Raw genomic sequence first — 326 nt, 5'->3', positions numbered from 1 at the left:
GCTGTTCCTGTTCTTCATGCTGCCGTTCTTTCTGGTGATGAAGATCAGCTTCTCGGAAGCCGCGCTGTCGATCCCGCCGTACTCGGAGATCTACACCTACGCCGAACAGAAATTCCAGCTGTTCCTGAACATCGGCAACTACACCATGCTCGGCGAAGACGAGCTGTACCTCTCGGCCTACCTCGGTTCGCTGAAAGTCGCGGCACTGAGCACGATGATGTGCCTGGTGATCGGTTTCCCGATGGCCTACGCGATCACCAAGGCCAGCAAGGAAGCGCAAAACGTCCTGCTGCTGTTGATCATGATGCCGACCTGGACCGCGATCC

1 pseudogene is annotated in these 326 nt (G+C 57.1%); it reads left to right on the top strand.

The annotated features are described in order from the left end of the window. Position 1: 1 nt before the first annotated feature. Positions 2-326 (top strand): annotated as a pseudogene (locus OQ248_RS29005) (putrescine ABC transporter permease PotH); the annotation flags it as partial.

The organism is Pseudomonas sp. COW5 (genome assembly GCF_026240005.1).
In the GTDB taxonomy this organism is placed as follows: Bacteria; Pseudomonadota; Gammaproteobacteria; order Pseudomonadales; family Pseudomonadaceae; genus Aquipseudomonas; species Aquipseudomonas kribbensis.
Note: the sequence above shows the minus strand (reverse complement) of the source record. Positions and strands in the feature narration are given on the sequence as shown.